16 protein-coding genes and 1 tRNA gene are annotated in these 17,932 nt (G+C 58.0%); 9 read left to right on the plus strand and 8 right to left on the minus strand.

The features are described 5' to 3' along the window. The first annotated feature begins 18 nt into the window (after positions 1–18). Both BSE24067_RS02970 and BSE24067_RS02975 read left to right on the plus strand, forming a co-directional pair. Positions 19–114 (plus strand) — tRNA-Sec (locus BSE24067_RS02970). Between the two features lie 170 nt (positions 115–284). After that, complete coding sequence (locus BSE24067_RS02975) at positions 285–1,538, plus strand: tyrosine-type recombinase/integrase (RefSeq protein WP_151062372.1); 1,254 nt, start codon at positions 285–287, stop codon at positions 1,536–1,538. 346 nt (positions 1,539–1,884) lie between these two features. On the opposite strand, the gene BSE24067_RS02980 is transcribed toward BSE24067_RS02975, so the two are convergent. Both BSE24067_RS02980 and BSE24067_RS02985 read right to left on the minus strand, forming a co-directional pair. Then, positions 1,885–2,178: an H-NS histone family protein gene (locus BSE24067_RS02980; protein WP_151062371.1), complete on the minus strand. Its 294-nt coding sequence runs from the start codon at positions 2,176–2,178 to the stop codon at positions 1,885–1,887. A 423-nt stretch (positions 2,179–2,601) separates the two neighbouring features. Further along, positions 2,602–2,799 carry a hypothetical protein gene (locus BSE24067_RS02985; protein ID WP_151062370.1) on the minus strand — a complete coding sequence of 66 codons (198 nt, stop codon included), beginning with the start codon at positions 2,797–2,799 and terminating at the stop codon, positions 2,602–2,604. A gap of 62 nt (positions 2,800–2,861) precedes the next feature. Between BSE24067_RS02985 and BSE24067_RS02990 the strand changes: the two genes are divergently transcribed. Then, positions 2,862–3,413 carry a hypothetical protein gene (locus BSE24067_RS02990; RefSeq protein WP_151062369.1) on the plus strand — a complete coding sequence of 184 codons (552 nt, stop codon included), beginning with the start codon at positions 2,862–2,864 and terminating at the stop codon, positions 3,411–3,413. 938 nt (positions 3,414–4,351) lie between these two features. Beyond that, the gene (locus tag BSE24067_RS02995) at positions 4,352–4,594 is read left to right on the plus strand and encodes a hypothetical protein (RefSeq protein ID WP_151062368.1); all 243 of its coding nucleotides are present in this window, start codon (positions 4,352–4,354) and stop codon (positions 4,592–4,594) included. 384 nt (positions 4,595–4,978) lie between these two features. Here BSE24067_RS02995 and BSE24067_RS03000 read toward each other — a convergent pair whose 3' ends face one another. The 6 genes from BSE24067_RS03000 to cysC all read right to left on the minus strand — a co-directional run bounded on the left by BSE24067_RS03000 (position 4,979) and on the right by cysC (position 12,829). Continuing rightward, on the minus strand, positions 4,979–5,662 hold the full coding sequence (locus BSE24067_RS03000; protein ID WP_151062367.1) for a class I SAM-dependent methyltransferase: 684 nt from the start codon (positions 5,660–5,662) through the stop codon (positions 4,979–4,981). 488 nt (positions 5,663–6,150) lie between these two features. Then, positions 6,151–7,581: a mannose-1-phosphate guanylyltransferase/mannose-6-phosphate isomerase gene (locus tag BSE24067_RS03005; protein WP_151062366.1), complete on the minus strand. Its 1,431-nt coding sequence runs from the start codon at positions 7,579–7,581 to the stop codon at positions 6,151–6,153. Positions 7,582–7,592: 11 nt separating this feature from the next. After that, positions 7,593–9,599, minus strand: a complete 2,007-nt coding sequence (locus BSE24067_RS03010) for a capsular polysaccharide export protein, LipB/KpsS family (RefSeq protein WP_244130459.1) — start codon at positions 9,597–9,599, stop codon at positions 7,593–7,595. Then, positions 9,596–10,747: a glycosyltransferase family 4 protein gene (locus BSE24067_RS03015; RefSeq protein ID WP_420883488.1), complete on the minus strand. Its 1,152-nt coding sequence runs from the start codon at positions 10,745–10,747 to the stop codon at positions 9,596–9,598. Before BSE24067_RS03015 ends, BSE24067_RS03010 begins: the two co-directional genes overlap by 4 nt. 117 nt (positions 10,748–10,864) lie before the next feature. Beyond that, a complete protein-coding gene (locus BSE24067_RS03020; RefSeq protein WP_151062364.1) occupies positions 10,865–12,091 on the minus strand; it encodes a sulfotransferase family protein in 1,227 nt (408 codons plus the stop codon). 81 nt (positions 12,092–12,172) lie between these two features. After that, positions 12,173–12,829, minus strand: a complete 657-nt coding sequence (cysC, locus tag BSE24067_RS03025; protein ID WP_151062363.1) for an adenylyl-sulfate kinase — start codon at positions 12,827–12,829, stop codon at positions 12,173–12,175. A gap of 511 nt (positions 12,830–13,340) precedes the next feature. On the opposite strand from cysC, the gene BSE24067_RS03030 reads away from it, so the two are divergent. From BSE24067_RS03030 to BSE24067_RS03050, 5 genes are all read left to right on the plus strand, one after another. Continuing rightward, positions 13,341–13,976 carry a LuxR C-terminal-related transcriptional regulator gene (locus tag BSE24067_RS03030; protein ID WP_151062362.1) on the plus strand — a complete coding sequence of 212 codons (636 nt, stop codon included), beginning with the start codon at positions 13,341–13,343 and terminating at the stop codon, positions 13,974–13,976. Between the two features lie 162 nt (positions 13,977–14,138). Further along, positions 14,139–15,260, plus strand: a complete 1,122-nt coding sequence (locus BSE24067_RS03035; protein WP_244130458.1) for a polysaccharide biosynthesis/export family protein — start codon at positions 14,139–14,141, stop codon at positions 15,258–15,260. 86 nt (positions 15,261–15,346) lie between these two features. Next, complete coding sequence (locus BSE24067_RS03040; RefSeq protein WP_244130457.1) at positions 15,347–16,462, plus strand: KpsE/RkpR family capsule polysaccharide export protein; 1,116 nt, start codon at positions 15,347–15,349, stop codon at positions 16,460–16,462. 12 nt (positions 16,463–16,474) lie between these two features. Then, positions 16,475–17,263, plus strand: a complete 789-nt coding sequence (locus BSE24067_RS03045; protein ID WP_170297390.1) for an ABC transporter permease — start codon at positions 16,475–16,477, stop codon at positions 17,261–17,263. Then, a complete protein-coding gene (locus tag BSE24067_RS03050) occupies positions 17,260–17,925 on the plus strand; it encodes an ABC transporter ATP-binding protein (protein WP_151062359.1) in 666 nt (221 codons plus the stop codon). The genes BSE24067_RS03045 and BSE24067_RS03050 overlap by 4 nt, the downstream gene beginning before the upstream one ends. The last annotated feature ends 7 nt before the right edge of the window (positions 17,926–17,932 follow it).

Raw genomic sequence — 17,932 nt, forward strand, 5'->3', positions numbered from 1 at the left:
TCTCGGTTTTTTCCTCTCGGAAGGCATTCGTATCCGGTGGTACGGCTGGACTTCAAATCCAGTTGGGGGTGTCAGACACTCCCGGGTCGGTTCGACTCCGGCTGCCTTCCGCCAGTCAAGGCTTCCCGCGCATTCCGGTGACTTCCGTCAACCTACCGTAGGTCGCTGATTTCAAAGCGATTTGTGGGTAACGGCGTGCTTGCGGCTTCCGCCTCGGCTCCGCACAATCTCCCCATGAAATATGGGTAGCGGCGTGGGTTTTGTGGGTAGGAAAGGAGGGCGATATGGCGGGACGACAACTGCATCGACTCAGCGCGCTGCGCGTCGCGAAGGCGGTGAATCCCGGGCATTACTCGGACGGTGGCGGCCTCTACCTGCAGATTGCAGACAGCGGTGCGCGCTCATGGGTGTTTCGCTTCAAGCTTGATGGTCGCATGCGCGAAATGGGCCTTGGACCGCTGTCGCGGGTTTCGCTTGGTGAAGCGCGGAAGCTGGCTACGGGATATCGCGAGATGGTCGGCAACCAGATCGATCCCATCCTCGCCCGGCGTGAAGAACAGCAGCGGCGACGGCTCGAAATCTCGGTCGATGCCAATGTAACGTTCCGTGAGGCGGCTGAAGCGTTTATCCGTGCGCGTGAACCGGAATGGCGAAACCGTAAGCACGTCCAGCAGTGGGGCAATACACTGGCGACCTACGCTTATCCCGTTATTGGCGATGTGCAGGTGCACAACATCGACACCGCGATGATTGTGCGCATTCTTCAGCCGATCTGGACGAAAAAAGCCGAGACTGCACGGCGGGTGCGCGGGCGCATCAAGGCGATCCTCGACGCGGAGACCGTGATGGGGCACCGCACCGGCGGCAACCCTGCCCGGTACGTCGACCACCTCCAACTGGTGTTGCCGCGCTCGAAGAAGCGCTCGCAGATCAAGCATCATCCGGCGCTGCCTTGGGAAGACCTGCCGACGTCCATCCGTGAACTGGAACTGCGTCCCCGGCGCGCAGCACGGGTGCTGCACTTGCTTATTCTCACGGCGACGCGTACGAGCGAGGTCCGATTTGCGCGGGTCGATGAATTCGATCTCGATAGTCGCATCTGGAGCATCCCGGGCGATCGCACGAAAAGCGGTCGGCCGCTGCGCGTGCCGCTTTGCGAGCGGGCCGTCGAAATCGTCCGTGCTGCGCTACCGAAGGCCAAATATGGCTATCTTTTCCCCGGCTGCGCGGAGGGGCGCCCATTGTCGAACATGGCAATGTTGGCCCTGTTGAAACGCCTGTCGTACTCGGGGATCACCGTGCACGGTTTCCGGTCGACATTTCGCGACTGGGTCGCCGAATGTACCGACTATCCGGATTCCCTGGCAGAGGAAGCCTTGGCGCACGTCATTACCTCGCAGACGATCGCGGCTTATCGGCGTCGCGATCAGCTCGAAAGACGGCGGCTCATGATGGAAGACTGGGGGGCGTATTGTTCAAGCGGACGCACGCATGAACCATCAATGGCGCCAGCCATTCCGCAAACGTTTGCCGCCTAAGTCGACGCTGCTTCTCCTCTGGAAACGGTGCCGTGGGTCAGGTGTGTTCACACTTGCCCTGTATCGCGAGTTTGGGGCTATGTCGTCAGTATGTCGTTTGATCTTGGTGAAGCGCAGGCCGAATTCATCGACATCTGGCGGTATCGCTGCTACGTGAGAAATAGAGTCACCACCGAGACGAACGGCATGGATTCCGAAGGGGTCTGGGGTGTCTTCAACGTTGGGCAGCTAAGGTGGATCTGAATCGCTTGGGCGGAACGGTTTGATACAGATTCAATGGGCCTGCAGTATGAAACTGCAGGCCCAGAGCGTGTCCGTCGAGCGACCGATCGTTAAGCTGCGGTGATCATTCGGCGATCAAGAAGCGATCACGTTTCTTACCTTTGATCCATGACGGTTCGCGCCCACGCCCGCTCCACGTTTTGCCCGTCTTCGGATCCTGATACTTCGGCGTCACGGGCTGGCTGCCATTCGCGCCACGTGCGCGCTTACGCCCGAAGACTTGTTCCGGCGTGAGGCCATACTCTTGGATACGTGCGCGAACCTCTTCGAGCACGGTCTGTAGTTCGGCCTGCCTAGCTTCTTCCGCCTGCAGGAGCAGTGCTTCAGCCTTGGCTTTCAACTCATGATAGGTGGCCATTCTTCACTCCGCGTGGTTAAAGGAAACAGTATTCAAATCGTCGCGTTGAACAGCACAATTCAGTGCGACGCATCGTGTCTGCGACATGTCATTGTTCGGCAGCGCAATTGGAATGACTGGGCGATTTTCTCATCGTTTGGACCACGAGTCGATCATTTATCGTCGCCGTGGGACACCGAAGCAGTACATTCGACTATTGCAGTTGGGTACGAAAATTGCCGATGTTCATCAGCGAGTTGTCGCGTGGTCGTACGTCGGGCGCCAATGTGCGGTCAATTGATCTGATGCGCCAGGGCGGGTAGGCCGGTCTCGATTGGATTGTGTCGGAGGCACAATGAGGATGCCTGTTTTGCGATCCCGAGGGGGCTGTCAATGCGTAAAACATCTGACAAGCCACGTTAATTTTTTGAGGGCGCGCACGACCTAGTTGAAATTGACGGCCCGATTCTGTCGCAATGTTGTGGTTGGATGTTTCGGTTTTTCCATAGAGCTTAAACGTAGGAGACACCATGATTGCTGATTGGCGTCCTCCCAATCTTCACAGTTGACACTGCTGCCTGAAGGAACGAAAAAAGATGCACTGAGCCGGGCCAGCACGATGAGTTCGGTCGGTTCGGTCATCAGCGATCCGATTTCTCGCGGCGTGTGGGGTGCAAATCGCCGGGTTCGAGGCGAGGTCTGCTATGGAGCAACGCGATAATGTTTGGCGATCTCTTGGCACAAGCGAAAGCCCTGCATCGACCTGCGATTGCGAGCCTTTACAGATCCGCTTGCGACAAGCCGAAGCACAGATTCGTCGTCTCACACGATCTATTCAACTGAAAGACGAGAAGCTGTGCGAGCTTGGCAAGGCCCTGGCGAGCTCGGCGACTGCGCACTACTGCGTTGAAGCGCGATTGCAGCGTGAACTCGACGCGCTGCGGATAGACCTGCCGGCCGACACGCCGAGCGAGCACTATGGTCTTGTTGACGGCGATTCAATGGGAGGCGGTGTGATCATTCGGTTGCCTTACCTAACCACGATCCTCTCGGTGTTGTTCGACGCGATGCATACGCTCTGGGCGGACTGCGATGACGGCCGCTTGCCAAAATCTTCGACTGTCGTTCATGCAATTGACGAACGTCTCGGATTGCGTGCACAGGCAAGCGGCGAAGGTTCGCGCACAGGTCAGGCCTACGCGTCCGCCATCCGGCCGGACTGGGTAAAGGATGCGGATAACCGACTGCGGTCTTGACCATTGTTAATACTCGACTCCGCGACACGTCGATAGCATTACGGCGATCTATTCGTCGGTGCGCAGACGTCACGACGAGCACGGTTTGCGAAAGCCGAGTAGTCATCGGCAGAGGGCGAAGTGCTTAAAGATGCGGAACATCCACGCACCGCGGTGCGTCGAAATTCTGCATCGATACGGAGGTCTTTTGCTGCGCCCGCGATTCAGTCGGTCGATGTGGTAAAGCGGAATATCGCGACCGTATGGAGCTACGTTCGAGCCTGTGTATCCGAACAAGTACCGCGACGGAAATTGAGTTAGTGATGCAGAAAAATAGGGAAATAATACCGGTGAGTGTGCTCATTCTCACCTTGATGTCCGATCGCGATAGCCAGTGGACGGTAAAGGCACTGCGGCAACAACTCGGTCAGACGTCCATCCAGCTGAGACAGGCCTTGCGGAGGCTCACGATTCGTGGGCTTATTAGCCCGACGATGTGCCTAATTTCGTCCCGTGAAACCGTCTACACAGTTGTTACCGCCAAAAAGGATGCAGGTAAGATCAAGACGAAGCCTCGGAATCGGGATCGCGAGCGCGAGCGTGTCCGGGATGCAGAACTCGACCGCCGTCACCGATCACACAAGGGTTGGGCCGAAGCTGACTCCGCAGTTACGGCCGCAATGTTCGCGCTCACATGCAGGGGCGATAGTGCTGCGAACGATTCCAACGAATGCTGAGCACAGTCGATATGAAGGTTTGGTATTACGTTGACGACTCTGTCGATCGTTGCTGACGATGGTCCTGGATTTCGCGTCGCCGACGCAGCGCTGCGAAGCAAAGATCAACGATTGTTATATGTGGACCGATGTCGATCGTTTTACGTCAACGGTGGCGTGACGTAGTCCGTTTTGGCAGGGTGGGTACATCAAGCCCACGCGATTCCAACATTGAGGTCTCTCATGAAAAAGAAGCTCGCAGTTGCTGCTCTGTCTGGTGTGTTTTCCCTCGCCGCGTTTGCTCAGGCGTCGAATTCCCAAGTGGCGTCCGCGCAAGCAGCTCCCACGGCACCCACGCCGATGGTGAAGCAAGCCGCGATGCCGGCGGAAAACCATGACGCGGATGGCATGAAGATGCACAGCAAGCATCATCATCGTCACCACCATCACCACAAGGCAGCTATGTCGAACGCCAGCGAGTCCTAATTCCAGGCGAACCGACGCACCGCCGGTGGCGTTGCGTCGGTAACCTGCGGAACCACTGGTTCGGTCGAAAAGCAGGCGCGCAGCGCCGTATCGATATGCCGTCCGATTTTGCGTAACGCTATATCGCCAGCGACGTGATGCGCGTCGCGCTATTGCGCGTGGGCCAAGCATGACGGGGCGGCCGGCGTCGCCACCTCGACGGTCGAGTGGGGCTGCCTGCGCACTCTATTGCCACAACGCGACCTTATGCCACGCATCTTGAGGGTAGGACCGCTCAACCGTCCAAATGACAGGCCGTTATCCGGCCGCATCGCGGGGAATACGCGCCCTTGCGCCATAGGCACATAGTGGCCCTACGTATCGTCGCATCATCCGATGTTCTATCTATGCGGACTCGCGATTTAGGTGTTCGAGCCGTTTGCGAACAGCGTCGATACTCCATAGGCCAAGACATCGATCCCACATCGGTACGGATCCTATCTCCGATCCATAGATAATACTCTCTTGGCTTCCTTCGATCAGTAACGCCAGCGGAGCTTCCAAACTATAAGGGAGCATCTCGAGGTTGATCGCCGTCCACCCCCCTGTTTCAATGTCCGCGTTTCTAGGATAGCTCTGATAGATGAACGTCGTAGTCAGCAAGTACCGAGCTGATGTGTTGGCGAAGCGCGCGAGCGCGCGAAACACATCTGCATGTGAAAAATGAAACAGGCAGTCTCGGCACAAAATCAGATCGGCGTCGGGAAGTTCGTCCTCCAGCAGATTAAGGTGCAAAAAGCGGCGATTTTCGGCAGCCCACATCCTACTATTTGCGACGACAAGATCAGGCACGATGTCGGCGCCGGTGTAGTCGATTCCAGCAAGATCGACGTGACGCATCCAATTGAAATCACCACACGGAACATCCAAGATCGACTTGACTCCAAATCGCCGCAACAAGCCGGGCAGCTCGCGAATCAGCTGGGCCGTATTCCTGAGCTCCGAGCCCCATCCAGATATGCTCTCGGTCGAGTGCCATGCTCGTTCGTCGTGAATTCTCTGGAATACTTCTGCCGTATCATTGCTCATCTCACCACGTCCATTAAGAAATTAATTGGCCTTGTGCATAAAAATGTGCCCGCCGATACAAAATATCATCGTCGGCGCGTAGATATGGAAAAAATTCTTAATTATGATCGTCGCAATTTTTTCAAATCGAAATCCTCGGTCTAATCAATGAGACGCTTTGTAAATTCATCGGCGCCGCTAACTTATTTGCGAGGCGGGTGAGAGAGCTGTGTCGGCAACGTCTTTCTTACTTCAGCTTTAGCGTAGAGCGGAGGCCGTAGTCAGCGATCTTAAGCCGATGCTAATTCAGCGCCGACATCCCATTCGCGCAGTTCCCAGGATATTCGCGATGAATCAAAATTTTGCGGGACGTTGCGCGCCGACTTTACATCAAACATCCATCGAAAATGTCCGAAATAGATCAGGTGAGCCAAGGTCGAAATACGAATTTACAGAACGATGCACCACCATTGTCGGCGGTGCATCGTCGAAATAAGTTAGTAAGACAATCAACCCGCCGACGTTCGGCCGTAGGTATCTTCGAACCGTACGATATCGTCTTCGCCGAGATACGCACCGGACTGTACCTCGATAAGTTCGAGCGCAATTTTTCCTGGATTCGACAGGCGATGCGTCGTGCCGAGCGGAATATACGTCGACTGGTTTTCGCTGAGCATGATCTCGCGATCTCCGTTCGTGATCAGCGCCGTGCCCTTGACGACGATCCAGTGCTCGGCGCGGTGATGGTGCATCTGCAGGCTCAACTGTGAACCGGGATTGACGACAATGCGCTTTACCTGGAACCGGTCGCCGTGATCGATGCCTTCATACGTGCCCCATGGCCGAGCAACGCGTCGATGCGTGACGCATTCGTGCCGACCGCGTGCCTGCAATTGCAGGACGATCTGCTTGACGTCCTGAGCCTTGTCGCGGTGCGCGACCAGCACTGCGTCCGCGGTTTCCACGATCACCACGTCCTCCAGGCCCACAGCGGCAACCATTCGATGCTCAGCGCGGATGTACGAGTTCGACATGTTGTCGAGCAGCACGTCGCCCTGAATCGCGTTGCCGGCCATGTCGCGCTCGGAGAGGTTAGCGAGCGCGTTCCACGAGCCGATGTCGCTCCAGCCGAGTCCGTTCGCAGGAACGACCGCAGCCCGGCTGGTGCGTTCCATCACGGCATGATCGATGGAAATGTCGCGACATCCCGCGAATGCCTCGCCGTCCAGTCGGACGAAGTCCTTGTCGGATGATGCCCGACTGAACGCAGCTTCAGCCAGTCGCGCGGTTTCCGGTTCGTGGCGGGCGAGTTCCTTGAGGTAGTCCGTGGCTCGCAGCAGGAACATCCCGCTGTTCCATGCGTATCTGCCGTTGCTCACAAATTCGCGGGCAGTCTCGAAATCTGGCTTCTCGACGAAGCGCTCGACGTGGAATGCAACTGCGTCCGCATGCGTCGGCTCACCCATGCGGATATATCCGTAACCCGTCTCCGGGCTGGTCGGTTGGACTCCAAACGTGACCAGATATCCCTGCGATGCCGTCTGCGCCGCTTGTCTAACGACCGTCTCGAATTCGCTCGCGTGCAGGATCACGTGGTCGGCCGGCAATACGAGTAGCAACGCATCTGCGGAGTGCTGCAGTGCCTGGAGTGCCGCGATCGCAACTGCGGGCGCGGTGTTTCGGCCGAACGGCTCGAGAATCGTGGCGTGCGGAGCGACGTCGATCTGCCGCATCTGTTCCGCGACGAGAAAACGTTGCTCGTCGTTGGCGATCAATATCGGCTCCTGTGTGCCGGCAACGGCCTTCGCCCTGATGACCGTTTGCTGAAGAAGCGAGTGTTCGCCGAGCAATGACAGATATTGTTTCGGAAAGGACTTGCGCGACATCGGCCAAAGGCGAGTGCCGCTGCCGCCACACAGGACGACGGGATAAAGATTCACAGTGCTGCTCCTTACAGGTTGGACATGATTCGAAATAAGCGTGTCGGCGATCCGGGGCGACATGACCAGAAATAGGCGCATGTGTTTTGCACCCAGCGACGAATTCGGTTCGCTATCCGGATGGGCGACGGGCGCATGGACATCAGTGGACGGAATGCCTGCTGTGCCAGGTACTCGACGACGGCCTCCGGCGTGGTGAACAGGTGCAACGCCCAGTCCCAGTAGACCGGATACCGGAGTAGTGCACCGGCCGTAAGCATGTCGAGCGAGAGGGGGCGCTCCCGATGCGGAATTGGGGTGATTGCATCGTGTGTAAGCCCCCATCCGGCATAAAACGGAATCCCGTACGTGAATACCGGCTTGCCGCGCAGCAGCGCGTCGAATCCCGCCAGCGAAGTCAGCGTATGCACTTCGTCGGCTACCTCGATGAGCGAAACGATATCGGCCTGGGTATCGATGATGTTGGCGATTCTGGACGCATCGATCAATCCGGGGCGATTGCGCGCGAGCACGTCGGGATGAGGACGGTAGACCAGCCATGCGTCCGGACGTATGGCGCGAACGTGTTCGAGCAGCGCTCCGGCACTCCGGATCCCGGGGCAACCGAGACGAATCGACGCGTCGTCTTCAACCTGGCCGGCCACTAGCACGACCTTGACGCCTGGCGGCGGAGTCCAGGATGGTCGCTGACGCCCGAGGTTATATTTCGTGATGCCGTTTCGTACGATGCTCTCGCGGAGTGTTGCTGCTCGTGCAAGCTCTGCGTCTTCGAACGCTGCGCGATTCAGAATTTCGGTGAGGTCGTTCGGTACCGTTGGATCGAAATAGATACCTCGCGCGTCGATCACCTGACTGCACGGCGCGACGATATCGGAGCCCAGCCCCAGCGAATGAACGAAACCGTCCTCGATCCGGATGGGTGTCGCCGTGCGCTGAGACGGAATATGGTCGTGTGCGCCCCAAAACACGGCATGCTCGGCATACGTCAGTGGCTCGCAGCGGTTCGCCCAGCGTAGCCTCCCGCCGCCGGCGGTCAGGAAAGGTGCGACGAAGGGGCGTTTCCACCGCTGGATGCCGACGGCAGCCAGATCACGCATACTGGAAAAACGAGATGCGATATCGTGCTGCAACTCGAGCGATTTCAGAACGGAGCGGATATCGCCCGGATCGCGCGTATGTGGGTCAAGATAGCGCGCAAGCTGAAGGAAAACGGCGTGAAAGAACTGGAGGACAGATGGGCGATGCCGTCTCCCGCACAGTGGGAAATAGTCGGCAGTGAGGCCCCAGCCGGCGTAGTACGGACCGCCGAATACGTGTACTTGGGCTCCGCGCAGCAGGGCGAGTAAGCCTTCGGTTGCGCCAATCGTATAAACATGACTTGTATGTCCGAATGGGCGATTGGCCAGCACGGAAACATCATGTACGTCGACGTTGGACGGAACGCCTTCGATGCTGTCGGATAGCCACTGACCCGACCCCGGGTCGCCGGAGCGAACCAAAAGAAGACGCGCTTTCGGATGGTGCCGGCGCGCAACTTCCATCATGCGCCGGAAGGCTTCCGGACGGGATGCCGGCGAGTCATACGCTGGATCGTGAGCCCAGCGCCGCTCGTCGATGACAACGACCTGGGCGGCGGCCCGTGTTGTGCAGTCGGCGCTCGCGCTGCAGTGGGGAATCCAAGTCGCGCACACGCGGTCGATGAGATTTTCGATGTCTGACGGAAACTGCTTGACATCCTCGTCGAGCGCATCGTTCAGCGCGCCGATGAACGAGCGTGGCACCGTGTCTTCCGCGACGCTGTGCTCGAACCATGAGAGCCACTGCCGTGCGCGTCGTTGCGCATGCTCGAGCGGACCGCGCCAGGCGACCGTCGGGCGCATGCCGCATGCAACTGCGATCGACAACATCGCGTTATCTGACCGTCCGTCGATTCGAAGAGCGTTACGATGCCTTGCCGGTCGCGCACCGGACGCATCGTGACGTTCCACGCCGGGAAGTCGGTTAAATGGATGGGTCATTGGCCGAACCTCTCCAGAAAGCGATCCACTTCCGCGAAATGGGCGTTCCACGTCGGTGCTCGATATGTTTCGATCCGCTTCATCTGTCGGGATCGATCGTCGCTTTCGCGATCGGCGTACGAAATAATTCGTTCTTCCCATGCGGGCCCGTCAAGCGGGTCGAGGTAGTCCGGTACATCGGCAGCGTATTCGCGGAATACGGGAAGATTGCTTGCTAGAACCGGCACGCCGCAAGCGAGCGCCTCGACGACGGGCATCCCGTATCCTTCCGCGAACGATGGAAAGAGAAGTGCACGCGCGTGTTTCAGCCATGCGTGAAGACGCGTGTCGTCACAATTCGGTTCATGAATTATCGACGGCCTGATGCGCTCGCATTCGGCGAGCATGTCGGTGACGTTCCCGTACTTCCAACCACGCGAACCGATCATGACCAGTGTGGGGGCATTGCTCCCTAGGCGCTCCACGAGCCGCCTCCAGACGTGGAGGATGAACCAGTGATTTTTGCGTGGCTCAATAGTGCCGACCATGACGAAGTAGGGGCGGTCCAGTGGAGCCGACACGACGTCGTCAACGTTCATGCCCGGACCGAGCTTCGCGACGATCGCAGGCGGAACTTGCAGACCATTGTTTGACGCGTAGTGGATGACTGCATCGAGCGTCGCCCGCGAGTTGGTGATCAACCCGGCTGACGTCGACAGGGCGGATCTCACTCTTGCCTCATGCAGACGCGCAGTGCCTGCGCGGCAATACTCTGTGTGGGTGAGCGGAATCAAGTCATGGACCATGCATACCACTCGCGCGCCACATTGGCTTACGGACCGGAAATAGCGGGCATACTCGGCGCCGGAATGCGACGTATGGAGCAGCGTGGCGCCGCTCGGGATCTTCTGCATGGCGCCAGCAGCGATTCGCATCATCCTCTGGGGGGCGGGCCCTCTTCCATGTGCGTGATAGTGCCGAATCGTTTCGAACAGGGCCGCGGACGCGTGCCGGGATAGAGTCGTATGGAACCCTCGAACCGATAGCGTCGCGGAGGCGTGGCTACCGTAACGTTCGATGTAGGCAAGATCGGTTCGATCGATTCCCGTAAACATCCGCTTTTTCAACATGCGCTTGAAAAGGCGACTGACATCGAGATGAATATGCATCACTGTCCTCCAACGTGCCGATGTGGCGGCAGGTGACGGAGATCGGAGAGTGAGCGCGACTTCAGCCGCGGCGCGCGAATGCAGGACGGCATGATGAGTCGATGCACTTGAGTCGGATCAACAAGCCGTGTCGTTTGGCATTACGCTCTCCGCCCGATCATCAGCGGAATTTTCCATTTGCATCGAAACGGGCGCTTCCAGTTCGCATATCCCGGTTGAATAGACACGGCACTCGAAACGGGAAATGGGCATCGTGGAACTGATTCGCAACGTAAAACGGGTCATACGTTCGAGGCTGATTTCGTGCCACTTGACGGCTCGGCGCGCGAATTCGAAGTCACCGCCACACGAACCCACGATGTCGAGGATGGCCACGATGGTTTCAGGCTCGATCGAAGGCGTCGACCGAAAGCATTGATTCGCTTTGAGCTCGAACGTAACGATGTAGTCGCCCGCATTGACCCGTTCGTATGGGCCGAACTGAAGATAACCTTCCGTATCGATGTATAGGCGGGGTCCTTCATAGCCGCGATGTACGACGCCATGCGTGCTGAAGCCGGTGAGGGCCCGTGTGGCGGGCAGCCCGAAGCGCGCCTGCGCGATCCGTCGTACCTGACGATAGAGTTCAATGTCCGCCTGGTTCCTGTCCAGGATTCTCTCGAACGTCTCGGGACGCACGTGAAAGCTCCCCCCACCTTCGTGGAATGCGTTCTCGCCCGAGAGTGCCTGCGTTGCGTTGATCTTCGGACGAACTGCCGGATCGTCGAAGCGAATATCAAGTAGTCGACCAAGATAGTCGAGCGAGTGCCCGTAGCAATCGACCAGTCCGATGAAATCGAATAGGTGAAGCTTTTCGAGTGCGACGGAAAGCATTCGGTCGATATCGTCCGTACGCTCGTCGACGAAGAATTCGTAGACCGTCCGTGTGTAATAGTTATTGAATGCCGGAATGTGATCCGAGATCGACGAACGGAAGAAGTCGTCGCACGGCATCGTCTTGACCGGAATGGTTTCCGGTTGCGGAATGATCCGGTTTTCGATGTCGAGTTTGTAGCTGGCCAGCCACTCATAGTGCGACATCAAGCGTTCGATCGGATCGCGAAAGAACGTAAACAGCATCTTCTCGCCTGGAATGTTGCGGATCTCTCGAGGGCGATACTCGTGGCCGCAGAAGAAGCGGTACCGCTCCAATGAATCAGACGGCAGATACGCAAGTGTTGCACGTAGATCTTCGGGAAAGAAGTATTTTCCGACACGGCTCTTGTAAAACTGCGCGGCGATGTCGGAACCGGCCGTCTTTTGCATGTGAAGGAAGACGGTTTTTCTTGTCGAATCGATCTTCATATGTATCCGGGGCGGTGTTTTCGTGACGGCTGTATTCGTGGGCTGATTCGAGGTGCCGATATCCGCGGCGGGTCAGTTGCTTCAGGTGGAAGTTCGTCGGTCCCGGGGCGACGTGGTGACCGGCGATCGCCGATCCGGTGTCTCTTTGCTTCCGTCGAATGCCACATTCGGTGCAAGGAAGTCGATCAAAGGCAGAATGCTTGCCACGGCGCTTTCGACCGTGATCCCCGACGTATCCAGCATCACGTCCGGATGAAGCGGACATTCATAGGCCGACGAGATGCCGGAAAAGTCCCGAACCTCGCCCCGGGAAGCCCGCGCGTAGAGGCCTTTCGGATCTCGTCGTATGCACTCCTGCAGCGGAGTGCATACATATACTTCGATGAACCCCGCGCCAATGATCGACCGTGCGAGCGTCCGCTGGGATGCGAGGGGCGAGATGGTTGCCACGATCGTCACGTAATGCTCATTATTGAAAAGCTTCGCTATATGAGCGATACGTCGAATGTTTTCGTCGCGGTCTGCCACGGAAAATCCGAGATCGGAGCAGATTCCCGCCCTCAGTTCGTCGCCGTCGAGCGTGACCGTCCTTTTGCCGTTCGCTTTGAGCGATGCGCACAACGCGCGAGCGATTGTCGACTTTCCAGCGCCCGACAACCCAGTCAGCCAAAGGACAGGTGGAATAGCGTTGCATTCGTGCGAATTGTTCGGGTTCACATGCAGATTTGTGGTGGACATGACGCTTGCACTGTATCCGCATGTTGCAGGAATTGTCAGTCGGCGGGACGCCGTAAGGATTTCCTTACGGCATCCGAATCGGCATGGTCGATCGACCCCGCGTTTTGCGGTTCTGAACGAAGAAACGATCGGCCCGGCGCGTTCGAACGGATTGTCGGATTACCGCGAAAGTGCCGTGTTTTCAGGGTTTGCCGGCGTTATCGAGTCGATATCAGAAACCGTGACGGGGCCACGGAAGAAATGCGGCGACGTCGATTTGATGCCCTGCTTTGATCTTGCTTGCTGCTCGAGCACTATCCGCCGATGTCGGAATATTTCCTGTCGGCATGACAATTGTTGATCCTTGAAAACCGGTGGCGGCATGAAAATGTGCGCGTTGGTACCGTTTAAAAACGGCAATCGTGCCATCCGGACGCAACGCGAAATGCCGATGAAATCGGTGGCCAAAACGACGAAGCGCGCAGACGTCGGCGTTCGAATTGCCGTGGTATCGGTCGAATAGTGAAAGCGAATGATCCAGATCCTTATCGCCGGAAGTCACACGATGATGCGCGGTGCGTTGACGCAATTGGTTCGTGCACAACCGGATATGGGCGTCGTGTCGGAACTCGCCTTTGATGCGACAGTGATCGATATGTCACGGCGGTATTCCGCGGATCTCATGTTGATAGACGCTGCCCCGTCCGTGACCAACTGGATTGACCTGATCCAGAAGCTGCGTGCGGAGACGCCTGCGTTGCCGTTGCTGGTTTTGACGGCACTTGATGCTGCGCCAGAGGCACCGCAGGTTTCGCGGTCCGGAGCGAGTGGATGTATCTCCAGAGAAAGTGAGCCGGCGGTGCTGTTCGAAGCAGTGAGACAGGTGGCCGCAGGCGGCCGCTTCATTGATCCAGCACTGATCGATGCGGTGTTTTTTGGCGATAGCGGCACTAACCGTGTGGCGGAGGACGGGCTGTCAAAAAGGGAGAGGCAGGTATTGCAGCTGATTGCCTCCGGATACAGCGTGACCGACATCGCGCGCAGTCTCTCGCTGAGCGCAAAGACGATCAGTACGCACAAGATTCGGATGATGCGGAAACTCAACTTGGAAAGCAACGCGGAACTGATGCGCTACTTGTTCCGCAGCGGGATCACCGCGCATCGTTGAGGTCGAACAACCGGCTGGTGTCACGCTTGCGCCCGATTGCGGCAGGGCGCAAGACCAGAAAACAGTTAGGCGACGGTGCAGGTAGCGCCGTCGAGTTGCAACATTCAATTCATGTCCATGTCAACCAGCCATCCCCTTAGATCCCTCGCTGTGGCGCTGTGCATGAGTGCGGCCGCATGCACGACGATTCCGCGGTCGGGGCCGGCGACAAGTGATCTGGTATCGGCAGCTAATCGAGACGGCAACCTGCATCGGATCGATATCGTCGACCTGACTCCGGAGGTCGTTCTGAAGCTTCGCGCAGCGAAGTCTTCGAATACGTTTTCCGACGCGCTAGGCATGGCGCAGCGATGCGATGGAACACTCGGCGTCGGCGATACCGTCGCAGTGTCGATATGGGAGGCTCCGCCGGCGACGTTGTTCGGCGGCGGGGAGTCCGAGGCATCGGTTGCGCCTGCGTCGAGCCGCATGGTGACGTTGCCCGATCAGGTGATCGATTCCGGAGGTGAAATTGGTGTGCCGTTCGCGGGGAAGATCCAGGCGGCGGGACTGACGCCCGTGCGACTCGAATCTGCGATCGTTAAACGGCTCGCGGGCAAGGCGAATCAGCCACAGGTGATGGTGCGAACCGTTCGTAACGCGACCGCCGACGTGACCGTGGTGGGCGATGTCAACAACAACACGCGCATGCCACTGACGCCGAAGTGCGAGCGGCTGCTAGACGCGTTGGCTGCTTCCGGCGGAGTCAGGCAGGCGATCGACAAAGTGACGTTGCAGGTGACGCGCGGCACGGGTGTCTATTCGATGCCGTTGGATTCCGTCATTCGCGATCCGAGGCAGAACATCCCATTGCGCGCCGGCGATGTGGTCACCGCGCTCTATCAGCCGCTGAGCTTCCTGGCGTTTGGGGCGACAGGAAAGAACGAGGAAATCGGCTTCGAAGGAAAAGGTATTTCTCTAGCGCAGGCGCTTGCGCGGGCCGGTGGACTGCTCGACAACCGCGCGGACGCAAACGGTGTGTTCGTATTCCGTCTCGAAGATCGTCCGATGGCGGGAGACCACGCGATGGGACGAGCGGATGCGTCATCGATCGAACGCGTGCCGGTGGTCTATCGACTCGACCTAAAGGATCCGTCCGGCATGTTCCTGGCTCAGCAGTTCGAGATGCAGGACAAGGACGCTCTGTATGTGTCGAATGCGCCGGTCGCGGACATTCAGAAGCTTGCAAATCTGTTCTACACGGTCGTGTTTCCAGCGGTGAGTATCGGTACACAGTTCAAGTAAAGACTGCAGCGCGCGTTGACGTTCGCGAGGTGCCTCGTCGCGCCACGAGATTGTCAACCTGTTCAATTCTGGCGTAGGAGACGCTGTTGATCAAGGCATTGGGGCGTAGCTCGAACAAGCTGTTGTTCGTCGTGACGGTGGCCGTGCCGACGCTATTGGCTTCGATTTACTTCGGAGTCGTCGCGTCGGACGTCTACATCAGTGAAAGCAGATTCGTGGTCCGCAGTCAGCAGAGACAGGAAAGCGGCGCGCTGCTCACTACGTTTCTACAAGGAACGAGCTTTGGCCGCTCCCTCGACGATGCATGGATCGTGACCGACTATATCGAGTCGATGGACGCGCTGCGCGCGCTCGATCGAAATCTTCCACTGCGCAAATGGTTCGGGTCACCGAACGGCGACGTGATTAGCCGCTTTCCGCAACTGGGCGGCGGCGGAAGCTATGAGAGCTTTTTGAAGTACTACAAGAGCCGGATCATTTCCGTCGTCCACGATAGTACGAGCAGCATCACGACATTGCGCGTGTCCTCATTCGACCCGCACGCCGCGCAGGCAATCAACGAGAACCTGTTGTCCATGAGTGAGGTGCTTGTCAACGAATTGAATCGACGAGGTCTGGAAGACGGGATGCGTTACGCGAAAGATGCGGTTCGGAGTGCGCAGGCCCGCGTTTCGGAAAGCGCACTCGCACTTGCACAATATCGAAGTAGCGTCGCCGTGTTTGATCCTGACCGGCAGTCGTCGTTGCGGCTGCAACAGATCGGCCACCTGCAGGATGAACTGCTTGCCACTCGTACCAAGTTGGTCGAAGTCCAAGCGGTGTCGCCTGCGAATCCGCAGATCGGTAGCCTGAAAGCGCGCATCGATGTGCTCCGCGACGAAATCGATGGCGCGTCGAAGCTGGTGACTGGAAAAGGCTCGGACAGTCTCGCGGCGAAGACTCGCGAATACGAGCGCCTGAGCATCGAGAAGGGCTTCGCCGAACGGGAACTCGCGAGCGCGCTGGCGCTCGAGGAGCAGGCGAGAAGCGAGGCGTCGAAAAAGCAGCTTTACATTGCTCGTGTCGTTCAGCCCGGCTTGCCGGATGCTCCCGAGGAACCGAAGCGGCTGCGGGCGGTCATCGTCACGTTCATGCTCGGTCTGGTGACATGGGGCATCCTGTCGCTGCTGCTGGCTGGCGTGCGTGAACACACGAGTCAATAGGCGAGCGAAATCATGAAAGAAGCGTCGTTCCGTGAGTCGATGACCGTTCAGGCGCGTGTCGTCGGCGCGTTGATTATGAGAGAAATCATCACACGCTTTGGCCGACACAATATCGGCTTCCTTTGGCTGTTCGTCGAACCCATGATGTTCACGCTGGGCATCGCAACGTTGTGGTACGTGACCAAGGCGTCTCACGGACACGACGTGCCGATCGTCGAATTCGCGCTCACCGGCTATTCGACCGTACTCCTTTGGCGGAATTGTGCGACGCGTTGCGTTGGCGGGCTGACGCCGAATCTGAGCCTTCTGTTTCACAGGAACGTCAAACCGCTGGACGTGTTCCTTGCTCGTATCGTCCTCGAAATTGCAGGCGCGACCGCTTCGTTTTACAGCCTGACTGCCATTTTCTGGGTGTTTGGGCTCGCGGAGCTTCCGGCTCATCCGTCGAGGGTCGTCGCTGCCTGGGGGCTAACCGCTTTTCTGTCGACTGGCCTGGGCCTGTTCATCGGATCGATTAGCGAATTGTCGGAAGTCGCGGAGCGCATATGGCATACCGTGACTTATCTACTGTTTCCCTTTTCGGGTGCGGTATTCATGGTCGACTGGTTGCCCGAAACGGCACGCAAGGCGGTGTTGCTTCTGCCATGGGTGCACGGGGTCGAGATGCTCAGGAGCGGATATCTGGGCGATGCGTATACCTACCACTACAGCGCGACGTTCATGCTCTGGTCGGCGTCGATTCTGATGCTCAGCGGGCTGCTGATTCTGAAGGTCGTTCATAGCAGGGTGGAGGCGGGATGATTCGACTCGAAAACGTCAGCAAGCGCTATCCGACCGCGTCGGGTGGCAGAAACGTGCTCGACGGCATCTCGTTCACACTGGAACGAGGAAGGAAGATCGGCATTCTGGGCACGAACGGTGCAGGAAAGTCGACGCTGATCCGCGTGCTGGCCGGCGTGGAGCCGGCGTCGAGCGGCACCATCCAGCGGGGCATGAGCCTGTCGTGGCCGCTCGCTTTCGGCGGCGCATTTCAGAACAGCCTGACGGGACTGGACAACCTCAGGTTCATCTCCCGAGTCTACGGTTGCGCCGAGGCGCCGATGCGCCGCTTTGTCGAAGATTTCTCTGGTCTCGGACGATACTTGCGCGAGCCAATCAAGGTGTATTCGAGCGGCATGCGCGCGAGGCTTGCTTTCGCTTTGTCGATTGCGGTGGAGTTCGACTGCTTTCTGATTGACGAAGTGATCGCGGTCGGCGATCAGCAGTTTCAGGAGCGCTGCCGGGAAGAGTTGTTCGTGAAGCGAAAGGATCGTTCGATGATCCTGGTATCCCACGATCCCAATCTGATTCGTCAGTATTGTGATACGGCGGCGATCCTGGACGGCGGAAAGCTGAGTTTATGCGATTCTGTCGACGACGCCTATTCAATCTATACGCAAAAACTGGCAAATCGGGCCAGCTAACGACACA

The sequence above is a fragment of the Burkholderia latens genome, assembly GCF_902499045.1.
GTDB lineage: Bacteria > Pseudomonadota > Gammaproteobacteria > Burkholderiales > Burkholderiaceae > Burkholderia > Burkholderia latens.